Origin of the sequence: Muriicola jejuensis (assembly GCF_010671595.1) — a bacterium.
GTDB classification, from domain to species: domain Bacteria; phylum Bacteroidota; class Bacteroidia; order Flavobacteriales; family Flavobacteriaceae; genus Muriicola; species Muriicola jejuensis.
Genome location: NZ_JAABOP010000004.1, coordinates 151,403 through 170,506, shown reverse-complemented (window position 1 = coordinate 170,506; position 19,104 = coordinate 151,403). Strand labels below are relative to the sequence as shown.

The following is a 19,104-nucleotide window of genomic DNA, read 5'->3' as shown; positions in this document are numbered from 1 at the left end:
AGAGGATGTTTAAAATTTAATGAGTCGGTATCCGTCGTTCTGTAATTGTATGAGTGCTGTCATAGCCGAAAGGCCCAATTGTACCCCTTCTATGGTTTCTTCCCTTGGGAAACCCCTCGACAGGGAAGACTGTCCGCAGAATACGACCTGCACACCGGCTTCGATCAGCTGCTTCACTAAAGGTTCATTCGGATTCTCTATCCCAAACCGTTCCTTATAGGCCGTCCTGTTTATGATGTCCTTGGACGCCTTATTATGCACAACCAGAGCCACGTGCAGGTTGGTCGTAGGCACTCCGGACTGGGCGTGCATGTTCAGGAAGCGGGCGGCAGTCTCAATCCGGGCATTGATCTGACCGGGGTCCTCCGGACTGTCCATGATATCAAACACTACTTTCAGGGGCTCGTCAAGCCTCGTTACGTAATCCGGTTCTTCAATGGGCCAAACGGCTCCGTAGTCTGAGATCACTGGTCCGGTCTGCTTGGTTTGCGCTCCGCAGATCGCAGAAATCACGAACAAAAACAGACCCAGGTTTTTCGGTTTTAAGCCCATATTCTTTAATGACGGCTAAAGATATTTAAATTGTACAGAACTGCGATCCATTGTTTATAATAAATCAAGGGTGGGGTTTTAGCAAACGGGCAAATATGGCTAACTTCACGCTCTAAAATCAGGTCGTTTTTGAATCAGTATCTAGAACATCTCAATGAGGCCCAAAAAGCACCTGTGCTTCACAAGGACGGTCCGCTAATGGTTATCGCCGGGGCCGGGTCAGGCAAGACCCGGGTGCTCACCTACCGTATCGCCCACCTGATGCAACAGGGGGTGGATTCCTTCAATATTCTGGCCCTGACCTTTACCAATAAGGCTGCACGGGAGATGAAAAAACGGATTGCCGAACTTGTTGGCACCTCTGAGACCAAGAACCTGTGGATGGGGACCTTCCATTCCGTATTTGCCCGCTTGCTGAGATACGATGGGGATAAACTCGGTTTCCCCAGCAACTTCACCATTTATGACACCCAGGATTCACAGCGCCTGATTGCTTCCATCATCAAAGAGATGGGTCTGGACAAGGATATTTACAAATACAAGCAAATACAGAACAGGATCTCCTCTTACAAGAACAGCCTTATCACCGTCAAGGCCTATTTCCAGAACCCGGAACTGATGGAGGCCGATGCCATGGCCAAGCGACCCAGGCTGGGAGATATCTATCAGGAATACGTAGACCGCTGCTTTAAGTCGGGCGCCATGGATTTCGATGACCTTCTCCTGAGGACGAATGAGTTGCTCACCAGGTTTCCGGACGTGCTGCTCAAATACCAGGATCGCTTTCGCTATATACTGGTAGACGAGTACCAGGACACCAACCATTCCCAGTACCTTATTGTCAAAGCCCTTTCAGACCGCTACCAGAATATTTGTGTGGTAGGGGATGATGCCCAGAGTATCTACTCCTTCCGGGGAGCCAACATTACGAATATTCTGAATTTTCAAAGGGATTATGATGACGTGGCGGTTTACAGGCTCGAACAGAATTACAGGTCGACCAAGAACATTGTCAATGCGGCCAATGCCATCATAGCCAAGAACAAGAACCAGCTGGAGAAAGTGGTCTGGACCGCCAATGACGAGGGTAACAAGATCAAGCTGCACCGCTCCACGACGGATGCCGAGGAAGGCAGGTTTGTAGCAGGGTCCATCTTTGAAAACAAGATGCAGCACCAGTTGCCCAATAACCATTTTGCTGTGCTCTACCGCACCAACTCTCAGTCGAGAGCGATAGAAGATGCCCTTCGCAAGAGGGATATCCCTTACAGGATCTATGGCGGACTCTCATTCTACCAGCGGAAGGAGATCAAGGACGTCCTTTCTTACCTGAGGCTGGTCATAAACCCCAAGGATGAAGAGGCCCTGAAACGGGTCATCAATTTCCCAGCCAGGGGAATCGGACAAACCACCATAGACCGGCTTACCGTGGCTGCCAATCACTACGGGAGATCCATATTTGAGATCATTGAGAACCTGGATAAAATCGACCTTAAAATAAACTCCGGGACCCAGCGGAAGCTGGAAGACTTTGTCAACATGATCAAGAGTTTCCAGATCATGAATGAGAACTCCGACGCATTTACTCTGGCTGAACACGTCTCAAGAAAGACGGGTATCTTGCTTGAATTCAAAAAGGACGGAACACCTGAGGGAATCGCCAGGATGGAGAACATAGAGGAGTTGCTCAACGGGATCAAGGATTTTGTGGAAGGGCAGAAAGAACTCGCAGATGCCAAGGGGGATCTGACGGAATTCCTGGAGGATGTAGCCCTGGCCACAGATATGGACAAGGACACCTCCGATGATGACAGAGTGGCCCTGATGACCATCCACCTGGCCAAAGGACTCGAATTTCCCTATGTCTATATCGTGGGCATGGAGGAAGACCTGTTCCCCTCTGCCATGAGTATGAATACGCGCAGTGAACTGGAGGAGGAGCGCAGGTTGTTCTATGTGGCCCTGACCAGGGCGGAACAGCAGGCGTATCTCACCTATACCCAGAACCGGTACAGGTGGGGGAAACTGATCGATGCGGAACCCAGCCGTTTCCTGGAAGAGATCGACGAGAAATTTGTTGAAAACCTAACCCCGGCAGACCCGTACAGGTTCAAACCTCTGATCAGTGCCGATATCTTCGGGGAAGTAGACAAGAGCCGCCTGAGACAGAATAAACCCACCAATGGAACCCCTCCACCTCAGGGCAGGCCAAGTCCTGACCAATTGAGGAAACTGAGGAAGATCAGGCCTAATCTGGGTGAGCCCTCCGTGCGCTCCCAGGAAGATATCCCGGAACTCTCCATAGGCACCCGAGTGAATCATACGCGATTCGGAAAGGGAGAGGTCATCCGGCTCGAAGGTGCTGGGAATGACAAAAAGGCGGAGATCCGTTTTGAAAGGGGAGATATAAAAAAATTATTGCTCCGGTTCGCCAAACTCGAAGTATTAACCTAACAGGTATGCAGGCAGAATTCGTCAAGATCTACAATGAGAACCCAAACCCCCGGGAGATCCAGAGGGTGGTGGATGTACTGCGGAAGGGTGGGCTTGTCATCTACCCGACAGATACGGTTTATGGCTTGGGTTGCGATATTACCAATACAAAGGCTTTGGAGAGGATCGCAAGGATCAAAGGGATCAAACTGGAAAAGGCGAACTGGTCCTTTATATGTCCGGACCTGAGCAACCTTTCTGATTACGTAAGGCAGATAGATACCCCTACATTCAAGATTTTGAAGAGGGCCTTGCCCGGCCCCTATACCTTTATTCTTCCCGGGAACAACAACCTGCCCAAGGCTTTTAAGAATAAAAAGACCGTCGGGATCAGGGTGCCCGACAATACCATCGCCAAAGCCATGGTGGAAGGACTGGGAAACCCCATTATCTCCACTTCTATACGGGATGAGGACGACGTGATCGAATACACCACCGATCCGGAATTGATCTTCGAAAAGTGGCATAACCTTGTGGATATGGTCATTGACGGAGGATATGGCGGGAATGTGCCCTCCACCATTATCGACCTGTCTTCCGGAGAACCGGAAGTAGTGAGAGAGGGAAAAGGCACCCTCGATATACTGTAAAAAAAAAACCGCGATACTCAGTATCGCGGTTCCTAAATTTTCTCTTTCTAATTTCTTATTTGATCGCAGGATCCTTCATTCCCTCTTCGATCATACTGTAGAACTGATCCAGTTTTGGAAGCACCACGATGCGGGTTCTGCGGTTCTTGGCACGATTGGCAGCTGTATCATTGCCCATGAGAGGAATATAGTAGCTACGGCCTGCTGCGGTCATACGGGCTGGATCCACTTTGAAATCGTTTTGTAAGATCCTTACGATAGAAGTCGCCCTTTTAACACTGAGGTCCCAGTTGTCTAACAACACCCCACTCTGGTAAGGAACATTGTCGGTATGTCCTTCCACCATAAATTCGAAGTCGGGTTTGTTGTTGACCACTTTGGCCACTTTTCCGAGTACTTCTTTGGCAGGAGCGGTTACATTGTAACTTCCGGAGCTAAAGAGCAATTTATCGGAAATGGAGACAAACACCACTCCTTTTTCAACGCTGATTTGGATATCCTCGTCATCAAGGTTACCCAAGACACCTTTCAGACTCTGAACCAGTGAAAGGTTCACGGAATCCCTTCTTGTGATGGCATCCTGTAATTTTCTGATAGTGAGATCTTTTTCCTGCAGACTTTCCAGGGATTTTTCCAGGTTCTCCGCACCCTTGGTAGTAAGAGTGGTAAGGTTACCCATGTTGTTGATCAACTCCTGATTGTTAGCCTTCAGGAATGCATTCTGATCTTCCAGGGTTTTCAAACGAGCCGTGGCCGTGGCTTTCTCTTCCAGACAGCTATTCAGTTTAACCGTGGCAGAATTTAAAAGGTCCTGGGTCTCTTTTTGCTTAGCCTCAAGTTCGGCATACTTCTTCTGGGAAACACAGGATGAGAGTAAAATCATCATTCCCAGACTTCCTAATAATATTTTTTTCATTTTAATAAGTGATTTAATTTATGGATTATTGATTTTGTTAGGTTTTATTCAAAATTGATATCAAAATTATACAAAAGGGCATTGCTTAATATACGGAAATAGTTAATCTTTTACTAATTTGTTAAAGGACCTTATATTATATACGTAGTGGGATAAGACAATGGATTTTGTCCGGTAGTATTTTATTACGAAATCAGATTTTTCACGCTTCCTGTACATTTTGGTGAACTGCCTGTAATAGCTCAGATGTGCCCTGAGAATGGCAAGGCAATGCCGGCCTTTCCCCTGAAAGATAAAGCGGATCGCCGCGATCCCATCCAGTAACAGCCTCATCATAATGATGACCAATGCCTTCTTTCTGGGAAGGTTCTTGGTGATGGAGAACAGAGAATTTCGGAAATTGAGATAGGTTTTCTTAGGATTCATGTTGCTGAGGGTGGAACCTCCCAGGTGCAGTACGGCAGACCGGCCCACATAGTATACCTTATATCCTTTATTCTGAGCACGCCAGCAGAGATCGACCTCCTCCTGATGGGCAAAATAGTCCTCGTCAAACCCCCCGAGTTCATCGTATACTTTTTTGCGGATAAACATACAGGCCCCCGTTGCCCAGAAGATCTCAACGGTATCGTCGTATTGTCCTTCATCTCGTTCGAGCGACTGAAAGATTCGCCCCCTGCAAAAAGGATAGCCCAGCTGGTCGAGAAAACCTCCCCCGGCACCGGCATATTCAAAGTGATCGGGTTTGAGCAGGTCCAGGATCTTGGGTTGCACGATGGCTGCTTCGGGTTTGCTCCTGAATATTTCCATGATGGGAGTGAGCCAGCCCGGGGTTACCTCCACATCCGAATTCAACAGGCAATAGACATCGGCATCCACATGCTGCAAGGCATCATTATATCCTTTGGCGAACCCCCCGTTACTGGCGTTCTCAATGATATGGATTTCAGGGAAATGCTTCCTGACATAGGCCACGGAACCGTCCGTAGAAGCATTGTCAGCCACATAGATCCCGGCCCCGGGAGAATTTTCCACCACGGATGGCAGATAACTTTCCAGCAGGGTTTCCCCATTCCAATTAAGTATGACGACAGCTAGGTTCAACATCTTGGGATTCCGGGTTTATTCATGGCAGACACAGGCGTCTCCGGCAAGGCCACAAAGTAAAGAAATAAATCGCATATGATACCGAAGGCAGGATTACAGTCCTTCAATCTGATACCGGTATGTACGAAGGAAGGTCTTCCAGGAAAACATAGGAGGCGTTTTCGTAGTCTATACGGCAAAAATAGTGGTTCAAACCATTGGTCACCAGGAAAAACCTGGCCTTCAGGTCGAGGTTATACCTTGCGATCTGATCGAACGTATCCCTGCTGATCCTGACATCCGGGGCCTTGCATTCCACCAGGATATCGATTTCCCCACCGGGTGAAAACACAACCACATCGAACCGTTTTGGGAGTGAATGCACCCGGATCTGTTTTTCGACATTGATCAGGCTGAGCGGGTATTTCTTGTCTTCGTGAAGGTATCTTACCACGTGCTGTCTCACCCATTCCTCCGGTTGCAGGACCACAAATTTTTTGCGGACCACATCAAAGATGAGGGATTTATTTTCGCTATTTTTGAAGCGAAACCTGTACCCGGGAAAATTGAGATTTTCCATCTCGCAAATTTTACGATTTTTTTTCGATGGAAGAAGTAAAACGGCTTATTGATGATATCCGAAACGGGCAGATTTTGCCCATCTACTTCCTGATGGGGGATGAGGGGTATTACATAGACCGGATCGCAGAATATATCGGCACACACGTTCTGAGCGAGGAGGAAAAGGGATTCAACCAGATGGTGCTTTACGGGAAAGACGTCACGATCGATGAGATCGTATCCAATGCCAAACGCTTTCCTATGATGGCCGAAAAACAGGTCATCATTGTAAAGGAGGCCCAACACCTCTCAAGGACCATCGAACAACTCGCCCCTTATGCAGAAAACCCCCAGCCTTCCACGGTACTAGTCATTTGCTTTAAATACAAGAAACTAGACAAGCGGAAGAAGCTGCATAAAGTGCTAAAGGCTCCCAATGGTCTGGTGTTCGAGAGCAAAAAATTATATGAGAATCAGGTTTCAGAATGGATACGTAAAGTCCTTAAAACCAAGGGGTATCCGATTTCACATAAGGCTTCTATCTTATTGGTGGAATTCCTTGGGACGGATCTCAGCCGGATTCACAACGAGCTGGAAAAACTCTCAGTGGTACTACCCAAAGGCACTGAGATCACTCCGGAGGTCATCGAGAAGCACATTGGAATCAGCAAGGATTACAACAATTTTGAATTTAAAAAGGCCATAGGGGAGAGGGATATTCTAAAAGCGACGAGGATCGCCACGTATTTTTCCCAAAACCCGAAAGACAATCCCTTCGTGGTTACCGTTTCCCTTCTGCATACCTTTTTTACCCAGTTGTTGCAATACCACGGGCTCAATGATCATTCGCCCCGAAATGTGGCTAGTGCTCTGAGGATCAATCCCTATTTTGTGGATGAATTCCAGGTAGCCGCCAGGAACTATTCCATGAAAAAATCCAGCAAGGTGATCTCCTACCTTCGGGAACTCGACATGAAAGGAAAGGGAGTGGGCGCCTACAATATGAGCCAGGGAGATCTGCTAAAAGAGCTGCTGGTCAAGATCATGTAGGGACCTACTTCTTGTCTACACTGTATTTTCCGGGCCCAACCAATACGATTACGAGGAACATGGCAAGGTATAGCATAGCTTTTTCCTTGGTCCCGAAAGGATCGGAAGCATGGACCACAAAGGCAGCCACAGCCATGGTGATGACGGTTGGGATAGCAGCCCAGCGGGTCTTAAAGCCAATAAGGACCAGGATAGGGCATATAAACTCCCCGATGATGGCCAGAAAAAGGCTGGGGGTAGGGCCGAGTCCAATGGGGTCACCGAACTCAAAATCACCTGAGAGAAGTTTCTGAAATTTGGGATATCCATGGGTCAGCATCATGGCCGAAGCCGAGATCCTCAAAAGGGCTAAACCTATATTTGCTTGCATGTTGTTTTTCATGTTATTTGGGGATATGTTAATTAAATGTAAAGTTTTTTTATTTAATAACCATATTCTGACTCAGAATCGCATCGATTTTTAAAACCAGTTCGTCTGCGTTTTCTTTGTTGAACCTCAGGGGAGGTTTGATTTTTATGACGTTGTCGAAAGGACCATCCGTACTTACCAGGACAAATTGATCCCTCAATGCATTTTTGAGGACTGCCGCCAGTTGCGTCTTAGGCTGGCCCTGGGGCGAGATCAACTCGATTCCCAAAAAAAGCCCGTGGCCCCTGACATCACCTATCACCTCGTGTTTTTTGGCCAGATCGTTCAGGGAGGTGAGGAGATAGGTTCCGGTCAACCTTGCTTGTTCCTGCAGACCCTCCTCCTCTAAAACCTCCAGGACGGCCAGTCCGATTGCACAGGAGACCGGGTTTCCCCCGAAGGAACTGAAAAATTCAGGTCCCCGGCCAAAAGACTCTGCGATTTCGGTTGTGGTGACAACGGCCCCCATGGGATGCCCGTTCCCCATTGGTTTCCCAAGGACGACGATATCCGGTACCACGCCATAGAGTTCGTGCCCCCAAAAAACGTCACCGAGCCTTCCAAACCCCACCTGCACTTCATCGCTGATACACACACCTCCCTGAGACCTGATCTCAGGATAGAGGGCCTCCAAATATCCTTTCGCCAGGGGTACCTGCCCGCCACAACCCACTATGGGCTCTGCAATAAAGGCCGCGATCTCTCCCTTGGATTTTGTGATGTGTTCGATCGCTTCCCGCGCATAGTGGACACCGGCCGACCCATCGTCTTTCCACGGACTCCCAAAAACCTTAGGCAAGGCCAGTTCCACGGTACTATCCGGTCTGCCGGAAGATCCCTTGCTGTGGTATTTATACGCACTGATTTGTATTCCTCCCTGTGTATGTCCGTGGTAGCCGTCTTCCAACACCGCTACCTTGTCCTTCCCTGTATGGTATTTGGCCATTCTGATCGCCAGGTCGCTGGCCTCACTACCCGAATTAACAAAATACACCTTATTGAGGTGAGGGGGAAACTTCTTAAACAAGGTAGTGCTGTAGGTTTCCAGGGATTCGTACAGATACCTAGTATTCGTGTTTAGTTTGGCCATGGCCTTCCTTCCCGCCTGCACCACCCGGGGATGGCAGTGCCCTACGATCATGATGTTGTTATAAGCATCCAGAAAGGTATTTCCCCTGGAATCATACATATACTGAAAGGCGGCCCGGTCCATTGGGATAGGATCCCTATAGCTGAGGGAAAGGTTTTTTCCGAAATGTGCCTTCCTGTTATCGAGCAGTCTGGTCACCGGCGTCTTGCTGACCCTGCTATGACCGCACACCCGTCGGAATTCATCAGCCGCATGGAGTGGATTGATGGTCAGTAATTGGCGAAGTAGTTTCCATGCCCCCTCTTCACTGACCGTGATATAGGATGATCCCTGTTGTTTCCTAGTGGCCTCGGCTGAGTTGCAGACACTGATGCACAGCCTGGCAGCAATGAGGTAATAGAGGCTGTCGCACTCCAGTTCGGTCAGGGGCATTTCTGCCTGATATCCCTGAAGCACATTCAATCCGCTGTCAAGCGGTTGATCCTTGTGCATCATCACATAGGTCATTCCTATGGCTACCTCATTCACCATCCAAGTATGGCACATATCCCCGAAATCGATGATCCCGGTGACCTTGTTTCCGGCTGTCAGGATGTTCCAGTCATTGGCATCGCTATAGATCAGTGACTGCCTGAACTCATGTGCAAAAGGTCGGATACGGTCTTCAAACTGCAGGAAGAAATAAGCCGCCAGGCTTCTGTCTGAAGCATTGGGCACGGATGACAACAAAGGCCTGGACCTGTCGGTGTTTTTTAGGTCCCAGGGGATATTCTTCCCCTCATAGACCACTTCTGTTAAGAGGGCCAGTATTTTATCCATTCGGCCCAGGGTTCGACCCAGGGAATACAATAGTTCCGGGGTGTGGGTGACCGATCCGAGAAAATCTCCTTCCAGAAAGGTGAGGAGCCTGTACAACAAATCCCCTTCTACCACAAAGGGTTCACCGGCATTGGTTGGAATCCTCATCGGAAATTCACAGGTAGTCATGGTGCCCAACTGTTGCAGAACCCGGTCTTCAGCGAGAAGCTCGTTTCGGATCCGCTCGGTATTGGTGTATTGCTTGCAGACGTAGATCCCTCCAGGCGTCTCCACCTTTGTATTGGAACTCCCGTACCCCTGTAAGTCTGTAAGGCTGCAGTTTTCGAGGGTATAATGTCTCTTTAGTATTTCATCAAGTTGCATAGATCAACAGGATTGCTCTTGAAACTTAAACTTAGGGTTATTTTTTTTACGGCGATTACGATCAGCTAAATTTTCATCTATTTCCGTGTTGGCAATAAGAGCAGTAAGACCTATCTTTAAAGGATACATAAGCAACTAACACCTGATAAGAATGAAAAGATTAACTCTTTTGGCCCTTATTTTATTCTGTGGCCTTCAAACACAAGCTCAGAACTTTGAATTCAAGGCCAGCGACATCGACCTTCCCTATGAGCGTTTTGTTTTGCCCAATGGGCTCACTTTACTGGTACACGAAGACCATAAGGCCCCCATTGTAGCCGTAAATGTATGGTATCATGTGGGATCAAAAAATGAAAAGCCCGGTAAAAGCGGATTCGCGCATCTATTTGAACATCTGATGTTTAACGGAAGTGAAAATTACAACGACGACTATTTCCAGGCCCTAGAACGAATAGGGGCAACCGACCTCAATGGGACCACCAATTCAGATCGAACAAATTATTTCCAAAATGTACCTGTAGCCGCCCTGGACCAGGTGCTTTTTCTGGAATCAGACCGAATGGGACATTTACTCGGGGCTATTGACCAGGAAAAACTAGATGAACAAAGAGGGGTTGTGCAAAATGAAAAAAGGCAGGGTGAAAACCAGCCGTATGGCAGGCAATATGATTATCTGACCAAGGCTATGTTTCCTAAGGGTCATCCCTATTCATGGACGGTCATTGGTGAAATGGAGGATTTGAATGCGGCCTCACTTGAAGACGTGCAGGAATGGTTCAAATCTTACTACGGAGCGGCCAATGCGGTTCTGGCGATTGCGGGTGATATAAATCCTCAGGAGGTTTATCAGAAAGTCCTTAAGTATTTTGGAGATATCCCTTCTGGTCCGACGATCGAGCGGCAGGAGATCAATGTGCCTGTCCACAATGGGGACACCTATCAGGTATATCAGGACCGAGTACCCGAGGCGAGAGTTCTGTTTGCATGGAATACGCCTCAATTTGGGGACCGTGAGGACGTACATTTTGACCTTATCTCTTCCATCTTGTCTACGGGGAAAAATAGCCGGCTGTACAAAAAATTGGTCTATGAAGATCAGATCGCCAGCAGTGCGGTTTCCTTTCAGTATTCTCAGGAAATTGCCAGTAACTTTGTCTGCTATGCCGACGTAAAACCCGGTGGAGATACAGAGGAGGTCAGGGCCAAATTATTGGCAGAGGTCAACGCTTTTGTGGCAAATGGGCCTACGCAGGAAGAATTAAACAGAGCCAAGGCCTCTTATTTTTCAAGTTTCATAAAAGGCCTGGAACGCATCGGGGGATTTGGGGGAGTTTCCGATATTCTGGCCTCCAATGAAACCTATTTCGGGGATGCCAGTTATTACAAGACGGTATTGAAATACGTCGAAGAGGCTACTGTTCAGGATTTAAAGGCCACTGCTCAAAAATGGCTAACGAAAGGTAAGCACACCCTGATCTGCAATCCATTTCCTGAATACACCGCAGAAGCATCCGCTGTTGATCGTTCTAAACTTCCCGATCTGGGTAGTCCGAAGAGTTCAAAATTCCCTGCACTGGAGCGTTCCAAGCTCTCCAATGGACTTAACATAGTACTGGCCAGGCGGGAAGGGGTGCCCACCATTGTGATGAATCTGATGGTCAATGCCGGTTACAAAACGGACTTCCTGTCCAGCCCGGGTACCGCCGCCCTGGCAATGAATCTCCTGGATGAAGGAACAAAAGAGATGAACGCGTTGCAAATCAACGAGAAACTTCAGTTACTCGGTGCCAGTTTGTCTACCTTCTCAGATCAGGATATCTCCAGTGTATACATGAATACACTGAAGCCTAGTCTGGTTGCCAGTCTTGATCTTTTAGCCGATGTGGTCCTCAATCCGGATTTTCCCCAGAAGGAGTTTGATCGATTGAAAACCGAACAGATCAATACGATCAAAAGCGAGAAAGCGCAACCTATTGCTATGGCCCTTAGAGTTATGAATAAATATATGTATGGCGAAGGGCATCCTTATTCCAACCCGTATACAGGAACCGGCTATGAAAACACGGTAGCCGCTCTTACCAGAAATGACATTGTTGCTTTTTACAACACCTGGATGAAACCCAATAATGCCACCCTGGTGGTGACCGGGGATGTCACGATGAATGAGCTGACAAATCAACTGGAGCGAACCCTGGGAAAATGGAAGAAGGGGGAAGTGCCCAACATACCCTTTAAAGAACCTGCGGTATCTACCAAAAACACCCTGTATTTGATGAATAGGCCTGAATCTCAACAATCAGTGATCATCGCAGGACATCTCACCGAAAAATACGGGGATATTTCCGAGATAGCGATGGAGCAAATGGTCAGCATCCTGGGTGGGGATTTTACTTCTAGAATAAATATGAATTTGAGGGAAGACAAGCATTGGGCATATGGTGCCGGGGGTTTTGTGCTCGGCGCTAAAGAAAAGCGTCCGTTTATCATGTACGCACCGGTCCAAACGGATAAAACAGCCGAATCCGTTCTGGAATTGAGAAAGGAAATATCGGAATTCATTACCACCAGACCGGCTACCCAGGCTGAACTGGACAAAGTCAAGACCAATGAAATATTGAGATTGCCCGGTCAGTGGGAGACCAATAGTGCCGTAAATAGTTCGGTGGCCAATATCGTCCGCTATGGCCTGAAGGATGATTACTACCAAACCTATGATCAGAATGTCAGAAACCTGACCTTGAAGGACGTAATAGACGTTAGTAAGAAGGTTGTGAAACCTGGGGAAGTCAATTGGTTCATGGTTGGTGACAGGGCAATGATCGCCGAAAAGTTGGACCAGATAGGCTTTGACGCTATTATTGAGATCGATGCGGATGGCAATCCGGTAACTCCGGCGATCAAAGATCCACCGAAGGAAATAAAGAATTAATAAAAATAAATCCCGCTAGCCCAGCGGGATTTTCTTTTAATGAGATAAATACTTTGTTCACAGGAGTGGAAGTTTCTCACAAACCAATAAGTAAGGTTGAGGAGTAAGACTTCGACAGAATCAGAAAAAGGTTGTCTACCTGAGCTTGGGAAAATCCAAAGGGTTGGACTCGTGCATGATCTGATAGATCTTTTCGAAGATATCTTCGGCATTAGGTTTGGAAAAGTAATCTCCATCCGAGGCGTAAGCAGGTCTGTGCGCATTCGCACTCAGTGTTTGTGGCGCACTGTCCAGGTATTTGTATGCCCCCTGTTTTTCGATGATCTCCTGCATGAGATAGGCAGAACAACCCCCGGGTACATCCTCATCCACGATGAGTAAGCGGTTGGTTTTCTTCACACTTTGCAACACGTCCTTGTTGAGATCGAAGGGAAGCAGTGACTGGGCATCGATCACTTCCACATCAATCCCGACCTCCTTCAATTCCTCGGCTACCTCCATTACGATCCTGAGAGTAGAACCATAGGAGACCACAGTCATATCCGACCCCTTTTTCACGACTTCCACCAGTCCGATTGGCGTACAGATTTCCCCGAGATTGGTCGGTTTGGGTTCTTTGAGTCGGTACCCGTTAAGGCTTTCAATTATAAGAGCGGGCTCATCGCTTTTTAGCAGGGTGTTATAAAATCCGGCCGCTTTGGTCATGTTTCGGGGCACCAACACGTACAATCCCCGGAGTAAGTGGATGATTCCACCCATCTGTGATCCTGAATGCCAGATCCCTTCCAGGCGATGACCCCTGGTCCTGACGATAAGGGGCGCCTTTTGTTTCCCGACTGATCGATAGAGCAGGGTGGCCAGGTCATCACTCAGGGTTTGAAGACCGTACATAAGGTAGTCGAGGTACTGAATCTCTGCGATCGGCCTTAGCCCTCTCAGGGCCAGTCCAATCCCCTGTCCGATGATGGTGGCCTCCCGGATCCCGGTATCGGAAATCCGAATCTCCCCATATTTTTTCTGCAGGCCTTCCAGGCCCTGGTTCACATCTCCAATGGCTCCACTGTCCTCCCCGAAGATCATCACTTCGGGATACCTGGAGAAAAGGGCATCAAAATTGTCCCTCAGGATGATCCGGCCGTCGACCTGTTCCGGGTTTTCATCGTATTCGGGTCTGACTTCCTTTATATTAGTGGCTTTGCTTGGCAATTCACTGTACAGGTGAGAGCTGAAGTGAGGCTGGGTTTTCTCAAAGAATCCCGCTATCCAGTCCTCCAGGGACTTTTTCTGAGGGCTGTTTTCCCCCAGTACATACCTCAAAGCCTTCCTTGTGTGGGAGGCCAGGTCCTTTTTCAGGGGTTCCTCAATCGCGATAAGGTCATTTTTGATCCTGGTGATAAAGGCCCTATTCGGACTGCTTTGAGCAAGGGCATCCAATAGACCCACTACCACTCGCTTATCTTCCCGGTGTGGATTCAGAAATTCGTTCCAGGCATCCTTTTTGGCCATACGGATCTCGGTCTTCATCCTCTTTTCCAGGGATTTCAATTCCTCCTCCGATGCGATCCGATTCGAGAGTATCCACTCTCTGAATTTCTTGTTGCAATCGTTTTCCTTTTCCCAGGCAAGACGTTCTTCACTTTTGTACCGCTCGTGCGATCCTGAGGTACTATGGCCCTGAGGCTGGGTGAGTTCCGTCACGTGAATAATGACAGGGACGTGTTCTTCCCGGGCAATATCTGAGGCATTCTCATAAGTGTGGATCAGGGCGGTATAATCCCAACCCTTTACCTTGAGTATCTCATACCCGGGTTCGTCCTCAGTGCGCTGAAAACCGGAAAGGATGGTAGAGATGTCTTCCTTGGTCGTCTGGTATTTCGCAGGTACAGAGATCCCGTATTCATCATCCCATATGCTGACCACCATGGGCACTTGCAGCACCCCTGCAGCATTGATGGTCTCAAAGAAATGCCCCTCGCTCGTGCTGGCATTTCCAATCGTTCCCCAAGCCACTTCATTTCCATTGTCAGTGAACTTATCGGCCTTCAGGCTTTTTTCGTTCCTGTACACCTTTGAGGCCAGTGCGAGTCCCAGTAAACGGGGCATTTGACCGGCCGTGGGGGAAATATCAGGACTGCTGTTTTTCTGTTCGGTTAGGTCCTTCCAGGAACCGTCTTCCTGCAGGCTAAATGTTCCGAAATGCCCACCCATCTGCCTACCAGCACTCATAGGTTCCTTTTCAAGGTCTGTGGTGGCGTAAAGTCCGTGGAAAAAATCTTTAGGGCTCAAAAGCCCAAGGGCCATCATAAAGGTCTGGTCCCTGTAATAACCGCTCCTGAAATCTCCGTTTTTAAAGGCCCTCGCCATGGCTAGCTGGGGCAGCTCCTTCCCATCCCCAAAAATCCCGAATTTGGCTTTGCCGGTTAAGACTTCACGCCGGCCGAGGAGGCTGCATTCCCGACTCATAACGGCGATCTCGTAGTCTTTTAGGATCTGCTTCCGAAATTCGTCAAAGGAAATATCCTCGCTGGTTTGAAGCTTCGGGTCCATGGATTAAAGTTTTGACGAAAATATCAAAAAACAGGGTTTTTTGCAAGGAGTATTCACGATATAAAATTAACAATATGTCAATAAATTACGGACAAAATACCGATAATTAGAAAGTATGTAATTTATAGAGGAATAAATTAAGAATATTATAAAAATTAAAACCATTTTCGGGTAAATAGGCCTATCAGAGTCCTCGGGCTCAGGGTCACTAGAAACCGGATCTTCTGATCATATGCTGGCTGGGCGATCTCCCACCCATTGTTCGAATACAAAGGGAAATACAATTCGAAATAATCGGTGACCAGATTCAATCGGATCCCCGAATCGTACACAAATCTGGGGTCGGTCCCCCGGTTCCTGACAAAGCCTACATCTCCGTAGAGCTCAATCCATCGCCAAATGTTGAAACTCGCGTTGGTGGTTACCAGCCAGTCGTTGGCGAAAGGGTTTTCCAGCTGAGACTTAAATCCTCCTTCGGCAATGATGATCTGCTGGCTTGTAATGCCCGATTCCTCTGACCGGCCAAGATAGTTGTAATCGAATAAATAATCGGTGGGTCTGTCCAGAGCAAAACTGAAGAAATCAGAATTGGTCTCATTGCGCAAAAACTTCCCGGCAAAGAACCTGAGGTTGAGCTGGGTGTTGTTGTCGAAGAGCTTGCGGTAGTCAAAATTAAAAGACACTTTTGAGAAGTCTGCTGAATACTGCCCATCCACAAACCAGGAAAAGAAGTCGATGATGTCGTTGTTGTAATGGTTGTAACGAACGTTGAATACATTGTAATCAGGATCGGTCTCAATATTGAGGGAAGGATCTATATCCCGCAGCACGTTCACATACCGAAATACCAAAGACTTACGTTCGTTTGAAATGAGATCATCTGGTCTCCAGCCCAAGCCAAAGGAGGGGGTGATTGTGCTGTAGCGGGAGTTGGTCTGGAAGTGAAAACTGGACATGCTCAGGCTGTAATTCAAGACGTAGAGCCCACTTTTCCTCAGATACTTTCTGTAGTTGAATCCGGCAACTCCCACCAGGGATCGTTCCTTGAGTGCCAGGGAAGGAGCCACGCTAAAGATAAAAGGCCTTTCCAGTAAGGTCTTATTGGAAAACCTGATACCCGGAGAAATACCGTCGTATACGTTAAACCCAGCTACCGGCATGTAGAACAACTGGTTGTAGTATGGATTTTCCGCATCCTTCAGAAATTGAAGTTTTAATTTTTTGTTGCTGGAAAAGAAACCACTCAGGGATTTCCAGTTGTCCCTTTGATTGAATTCAGGGATTTTCTGGTCGTAATTCAACACCAGACGGTCTTCCTGTTTATTTGGTATCAGGACGGTATCAATTCCAGTAATATCGGAAAACCAGTAATTGGAGACCACGCTGTCATTCCTCAGGCCAAAGAGGGAGATGGGCACGTTGGTACCGCTTTTGTTCTTCAGGACCACTTCCAGGGTATCTTCCTCCTTTATCACATTTTTGATCTTAAAATCAATGCGCTTGTCTGTTTCTACGTAGGTTTCAAAGAACCAGCTGACATCCTTCGAAGTATTGGCCTTTATACTGTTGCGAAAATCTTCCGGGGTCACCGGTTGAAGCTTGAACGTATTGTAAAAGTCCTTGATGCTGTTATTGACCTCTTCGGTTCCCGTATAAGCTGCCAGATAAGCCAGACCCAACCCGGCCTTGTACGTGTTCGCGATCTTCTGATTGAACTTGATCAGGGAGTCATTGGAGGTCGTAAGTCGCTGATCCAGGTTCTTCCTGGCCGTAAGCATATACAGGAAGGGGTATTGATCATTGAACGACAACTGAGCCAGGGTGAAGGTGCTGACGGGCCATAGGGAATACAGTTTTCCAAGAAGTTTTTGGTCCGGGTAATACGTCTCTACGAAACGGATCATAAGATAATTCACAATGGCATCGGTAACCCATTGTTCTTTCCTGGGATTCAGGAACAAGGTCTCCCTCAGATAGCTCAACAAGGCCGTTTTCAGGAATTTCATCTCGAACTGGAATTGTTCCTCATACGGCCTGATGAAGGATGGCAGCTGGTTGAGACCATAAAGGGGGTTCTTGTTGAAATCCGTTTCACTGACCAGGAGCTGCTCGTATGGAAATTCGCCCAGGTTCTCATGGATGAACTGGGTGATACGGTTGATGGAAATACCCTGGGAAACCTCGTCGTATTTTGGGGAGCGGATATCTGTAACAACTATAATAAAGGGAGTTACGTGTTTGATGAACTTACGGGAGGAATTCAGGATGATATCTCCGCTTTTGCGATCGACCCCTTTCAGGGAGGCCACTTTCTTGGAAGGGTAGGAGGTGATGTTGACTTCTTTGAAATTGGTACCGAGGAAGAGGTTTTCCGGAAAGGTCAGATCGATGGTTGTATTGGTGAGCCCGGTGTATAGGTCCTCGAGGTTTTTATTGGAATACAGCTGCCATGAGCCGTTGTACACGGCAGGGGTCAGATACCAGTCTTTGAGATAATAACCGCCCCTTGGATCATATCCATAGGGCGTGTATTTGTTGGGAGGCAGGGTCACGGTGTAGGTAAAGTACATCTTGATGGAAGAACCGGGAGGTAAGGGCTGGTTGAGCTGGATTTGTACGAGGTCTCTTTTGGGTGTTCGCTTCCAGGTAAGGTTCCTGAATTCAAAATCAGACATCCCAAAGATCTGTGTGTATCCCCTTTCATCTTCCTTTGCCAGGTGAAGGCTTTTTTTGAAATCCTCTGCAAATCGCCGGGCCAGATCTGTCTTTTTACTGGAATACGAATGGGCCCAATCGTTGAAGTAAAGGACGGTAAGCGTATCCCGTGAATCGTTCTTGTAAGTGAATTCCTGTTGTATGTCGATCTCCTTGGTCTCCGGATCAACTTCAGCCTTCAGCCGATTGATGTGTTGTGAAAATAATCTCCCTGTCCCAAACAGGGCGATCAGGCAAAGACAAACATAGGATGTGCGAACATGTCTTAGCCTCATAAGAGAATTAAAAGTTTGGACTAAGGGTGTGTCCTTTGTAGAATGCGTCAATAATTTCCACGACTTCCTCTGCTGAATCCGCGATCTTTACCAGGTCCAGGTCTTCCGGACTGATGTTCTTTGCCATTAGCATGGTATTCTCGATCCATTCCATGAGTCCGGCCCAGAATCCTGAACCTACGAGAATAATGGGAAACCTACCGATCTTATTGGTCTGTATCAGGGTGATGGCCTCAAAGAGTTCATCCAGTGTACCGAAGCCCCCCGGCATTACCACAAAACCCTGGGAATATTTGACAAACATCACCTTGCGAACAAAGAAATAGTCAAAATCCAGGCTCTTGTCATTGTCGATATAGGGGTTGTCGTGTTGCTCGAATGGAAGGTCAATATTGAGGCCCACGGAAGTACCCCCGGCGAGGTGAGCACCTTTGTTGCCCGCTTCCATGATCCCTGGCCCCCCTCCGGTGATGATCCCGTAACCCGCTTCTGCTACTTTCTTAGCGACCTGAACCGCGAGTTCATAATAGGTATCTCCGGGTTTGGTCCTTGCAGAACCGAAGATGGTCACACAGGGACCAATGGCGCTCATTTTTTCAAAACCATTTACGAATTCCCCCATGATCTTGAAGATCGCCCAGGAATCATTGGTCTTGATCTCGTTCCAGCCCTTGTGATGTTTCTCCTTTCTCATACCTATATGCCTTAA

General features: G+C 47.8%; 13 protein-coding genes. 4 read left to right on the top strand and 9 right to left on the bottom strand.

Annotation, left to right across the window (positions count from 1 at the left end):
- Positions 1-9 precede the first annotated feature (9 nt).
- Positions 10-513, bottom strand: a complete 504-nt coding sequence (locus GWK09_RS12665) for a DsrE family protein (RefSeq protein ID WP_317174534.1) — start codon at positions 511-513, stop codon at positions 10-12.
- Between the two features lie 168 nt (positions 514-681).
- Between GWK09_RS12665 and GWK09_RS12660 the strand changes: the two genes are divergently transcribed.
- Entirely contained in the window at positions 682-3,006 is a 2,325-nt protein-coding gene (locus GWK09_RS12660; protein ID WP_163693831.1) for an ATP-dependent helicase, read from the top strand.
- Positions 3,007-3,011: 5 nt separating this feature from the next.
- The gene (locus GWK09_RS12655) at positions 3,012-3,635 is read left to right on the top strand and encodes an L-threonylcarbamoyladenylate synthase (RefSeq protein ID WP_163693830.1); all 624 of its coding nucleotides are present in this window, start codon (positions 3,012-3,014) and stop codon (positions 3,633-3,635) included.
- Between the two features lie 55 nt (positions 3,636-3,690).
- Here the strand turns inward: GWK09_RS12655 and GWK09_RS12650 are convergent, their stop codons facing one another.
- From GWK09_RS12650 to GWK09_RS12640, 3 genes are all read right to left on the bottom strand, one after another.
- Entirely contained in the window at positions 3,691-4,551 is an 861-nt protein-coding gene (locus GWK09_RS12650) for an OmpA family protein (protein ID WP_163693829.1), read from the bottom strand.
- A gap of 102 nt (positions 4,552-4,653) precedes the next feature.
- Positions 4,654-5,658, bottom strand: a complete 1,005-nt coding sequence (locus GWK09_RS12645; RefSeq protein ID WP_163693828.1) for a glycosyltransferase family 2 protein — start codon at positions 5,656-5,658, stop codon at positions 4,654-4,656.
- Between the two features lie 103 nt (positions 5,659-5,761).
- Positions 5,762-6,217 carry a type I restriction enzyme HsdR N-terminal domain-containing protein gene (locus tag GWK09_RS12640; RefSeq protein WP_163693827.1) on the bottom strand — a complete coding sequence of 152 codons (456 nt, stop codon included), beginning with the start codon at positions 6,215-6,217 and terminating at the stop codon, positions 5,762-5,764.
- Positions 6,218-6,243: 26 nt separating this feature from the next.
- Between GWK09_RS12640 and holA the strand changes: the two genes are divergently transcribed.
- Positions 6,244-7,248, top strand: a complete 1,005-nt coding sequence (holA, locus tag GWK09_RS12635; protein WP_163693826.1) for a DNA polymerase III subunit delta — start codon at positions 6,244-6,246, stop codon at positions 7,246-7,248.
- A gap of 4 nt (positions 7,249-7,252) precedes the next feature.
- Here the strand turns inward: holA and GWK09_RS12630 are convergent, their stop codons facing one another.
- Positions 7,253-7,630, bottom strand: coding sequence for a DoxX family protein (locus GWK09_RS12630; protein ID WP_163693825.1), 378 nt, complete (start codon positions 7,628-7,630; stop codon positions 7,253-7,255).
- Between the two features lie 37 nt (positions 7,631-7,667).
- On the bottom strand, positions 7,668-9,929 hold the full coding sequence (locus tag GWK09_RS12625) for an aminotransferase class III-fold pyridoxal phosphate-dependent enzyme (protein WP_163693824.1): 2,262 nt from the start codon (positions 9,927-9,929) through the stop codon (positions 7,668-7,670).
- 151 nt (positions 9,930-10,080) lie between these two features.
- On the opposite strand from GWK09_RS12625, the gene GWK09_RS12620 reads away from it, so the two are divergent.
- Positions 10,081-12,858 (top strand): M16 family metallopeptidase, encoded by a 2,778-nt coding sequence (locus GWK09_RS12620; RefSeq protein ID WP_163693823.1) that lies wholly within the window; start codon positions 10,081-10,083, stop codon positions 12,856-12,858.
- Positions 12,859-12,993: 135 nt separating this feature from the next.
- Here GWK09_RS12620 and GWK09_RS12615 read toward each other — a convergent pair whose 3' ends face one another.
- The 3 genes from GWK09_RS12615 to GWK09_RS12605 all read right to left on the bottom strand — a co-directional run bounded on the left by GWK09_RS12615 (position 12,994) and on the right by GWK09_RS12605 (position 19,089).
- A complete protein-coding gene (locus GWK09_RS12615) occupies positions 12,994-15,405 on the bottom strand; it encodes an alpha-ketoacid dehydrogenase subunit alpha/beta (RefSeq protein ID WP_163693822.1) in 2,412 nt (803 codons plus the stop codon).
- Between the two features lie 155 nt (positions 15,406-15,560).
- Positions 15,561-18,395, bottom strand: a complete 2,835-nt coding sequence (locus GWK09_RS12610) for a gluzincin family metallopeptidase (RefSeq protein ID WP_163693821.1) — start codon at positions 18,393-18,395, stop codon at positions 15,561-15,563.
- A gap of 7 nt (positions 18,396-18,402) precedes the next feature.
- Positions 18,403-19,089: an LOG family protein gene (locus GWK09_RS12605; protein WP_163693820.1), complete on the bottom strand. Its 687-nt coding sequence runs from the start codon at positions 19,087-19,089 to the stop codon at positions 18,403-18,405.
- Positions 19,090-19,104: the final 15 nt, after the last annotated feature.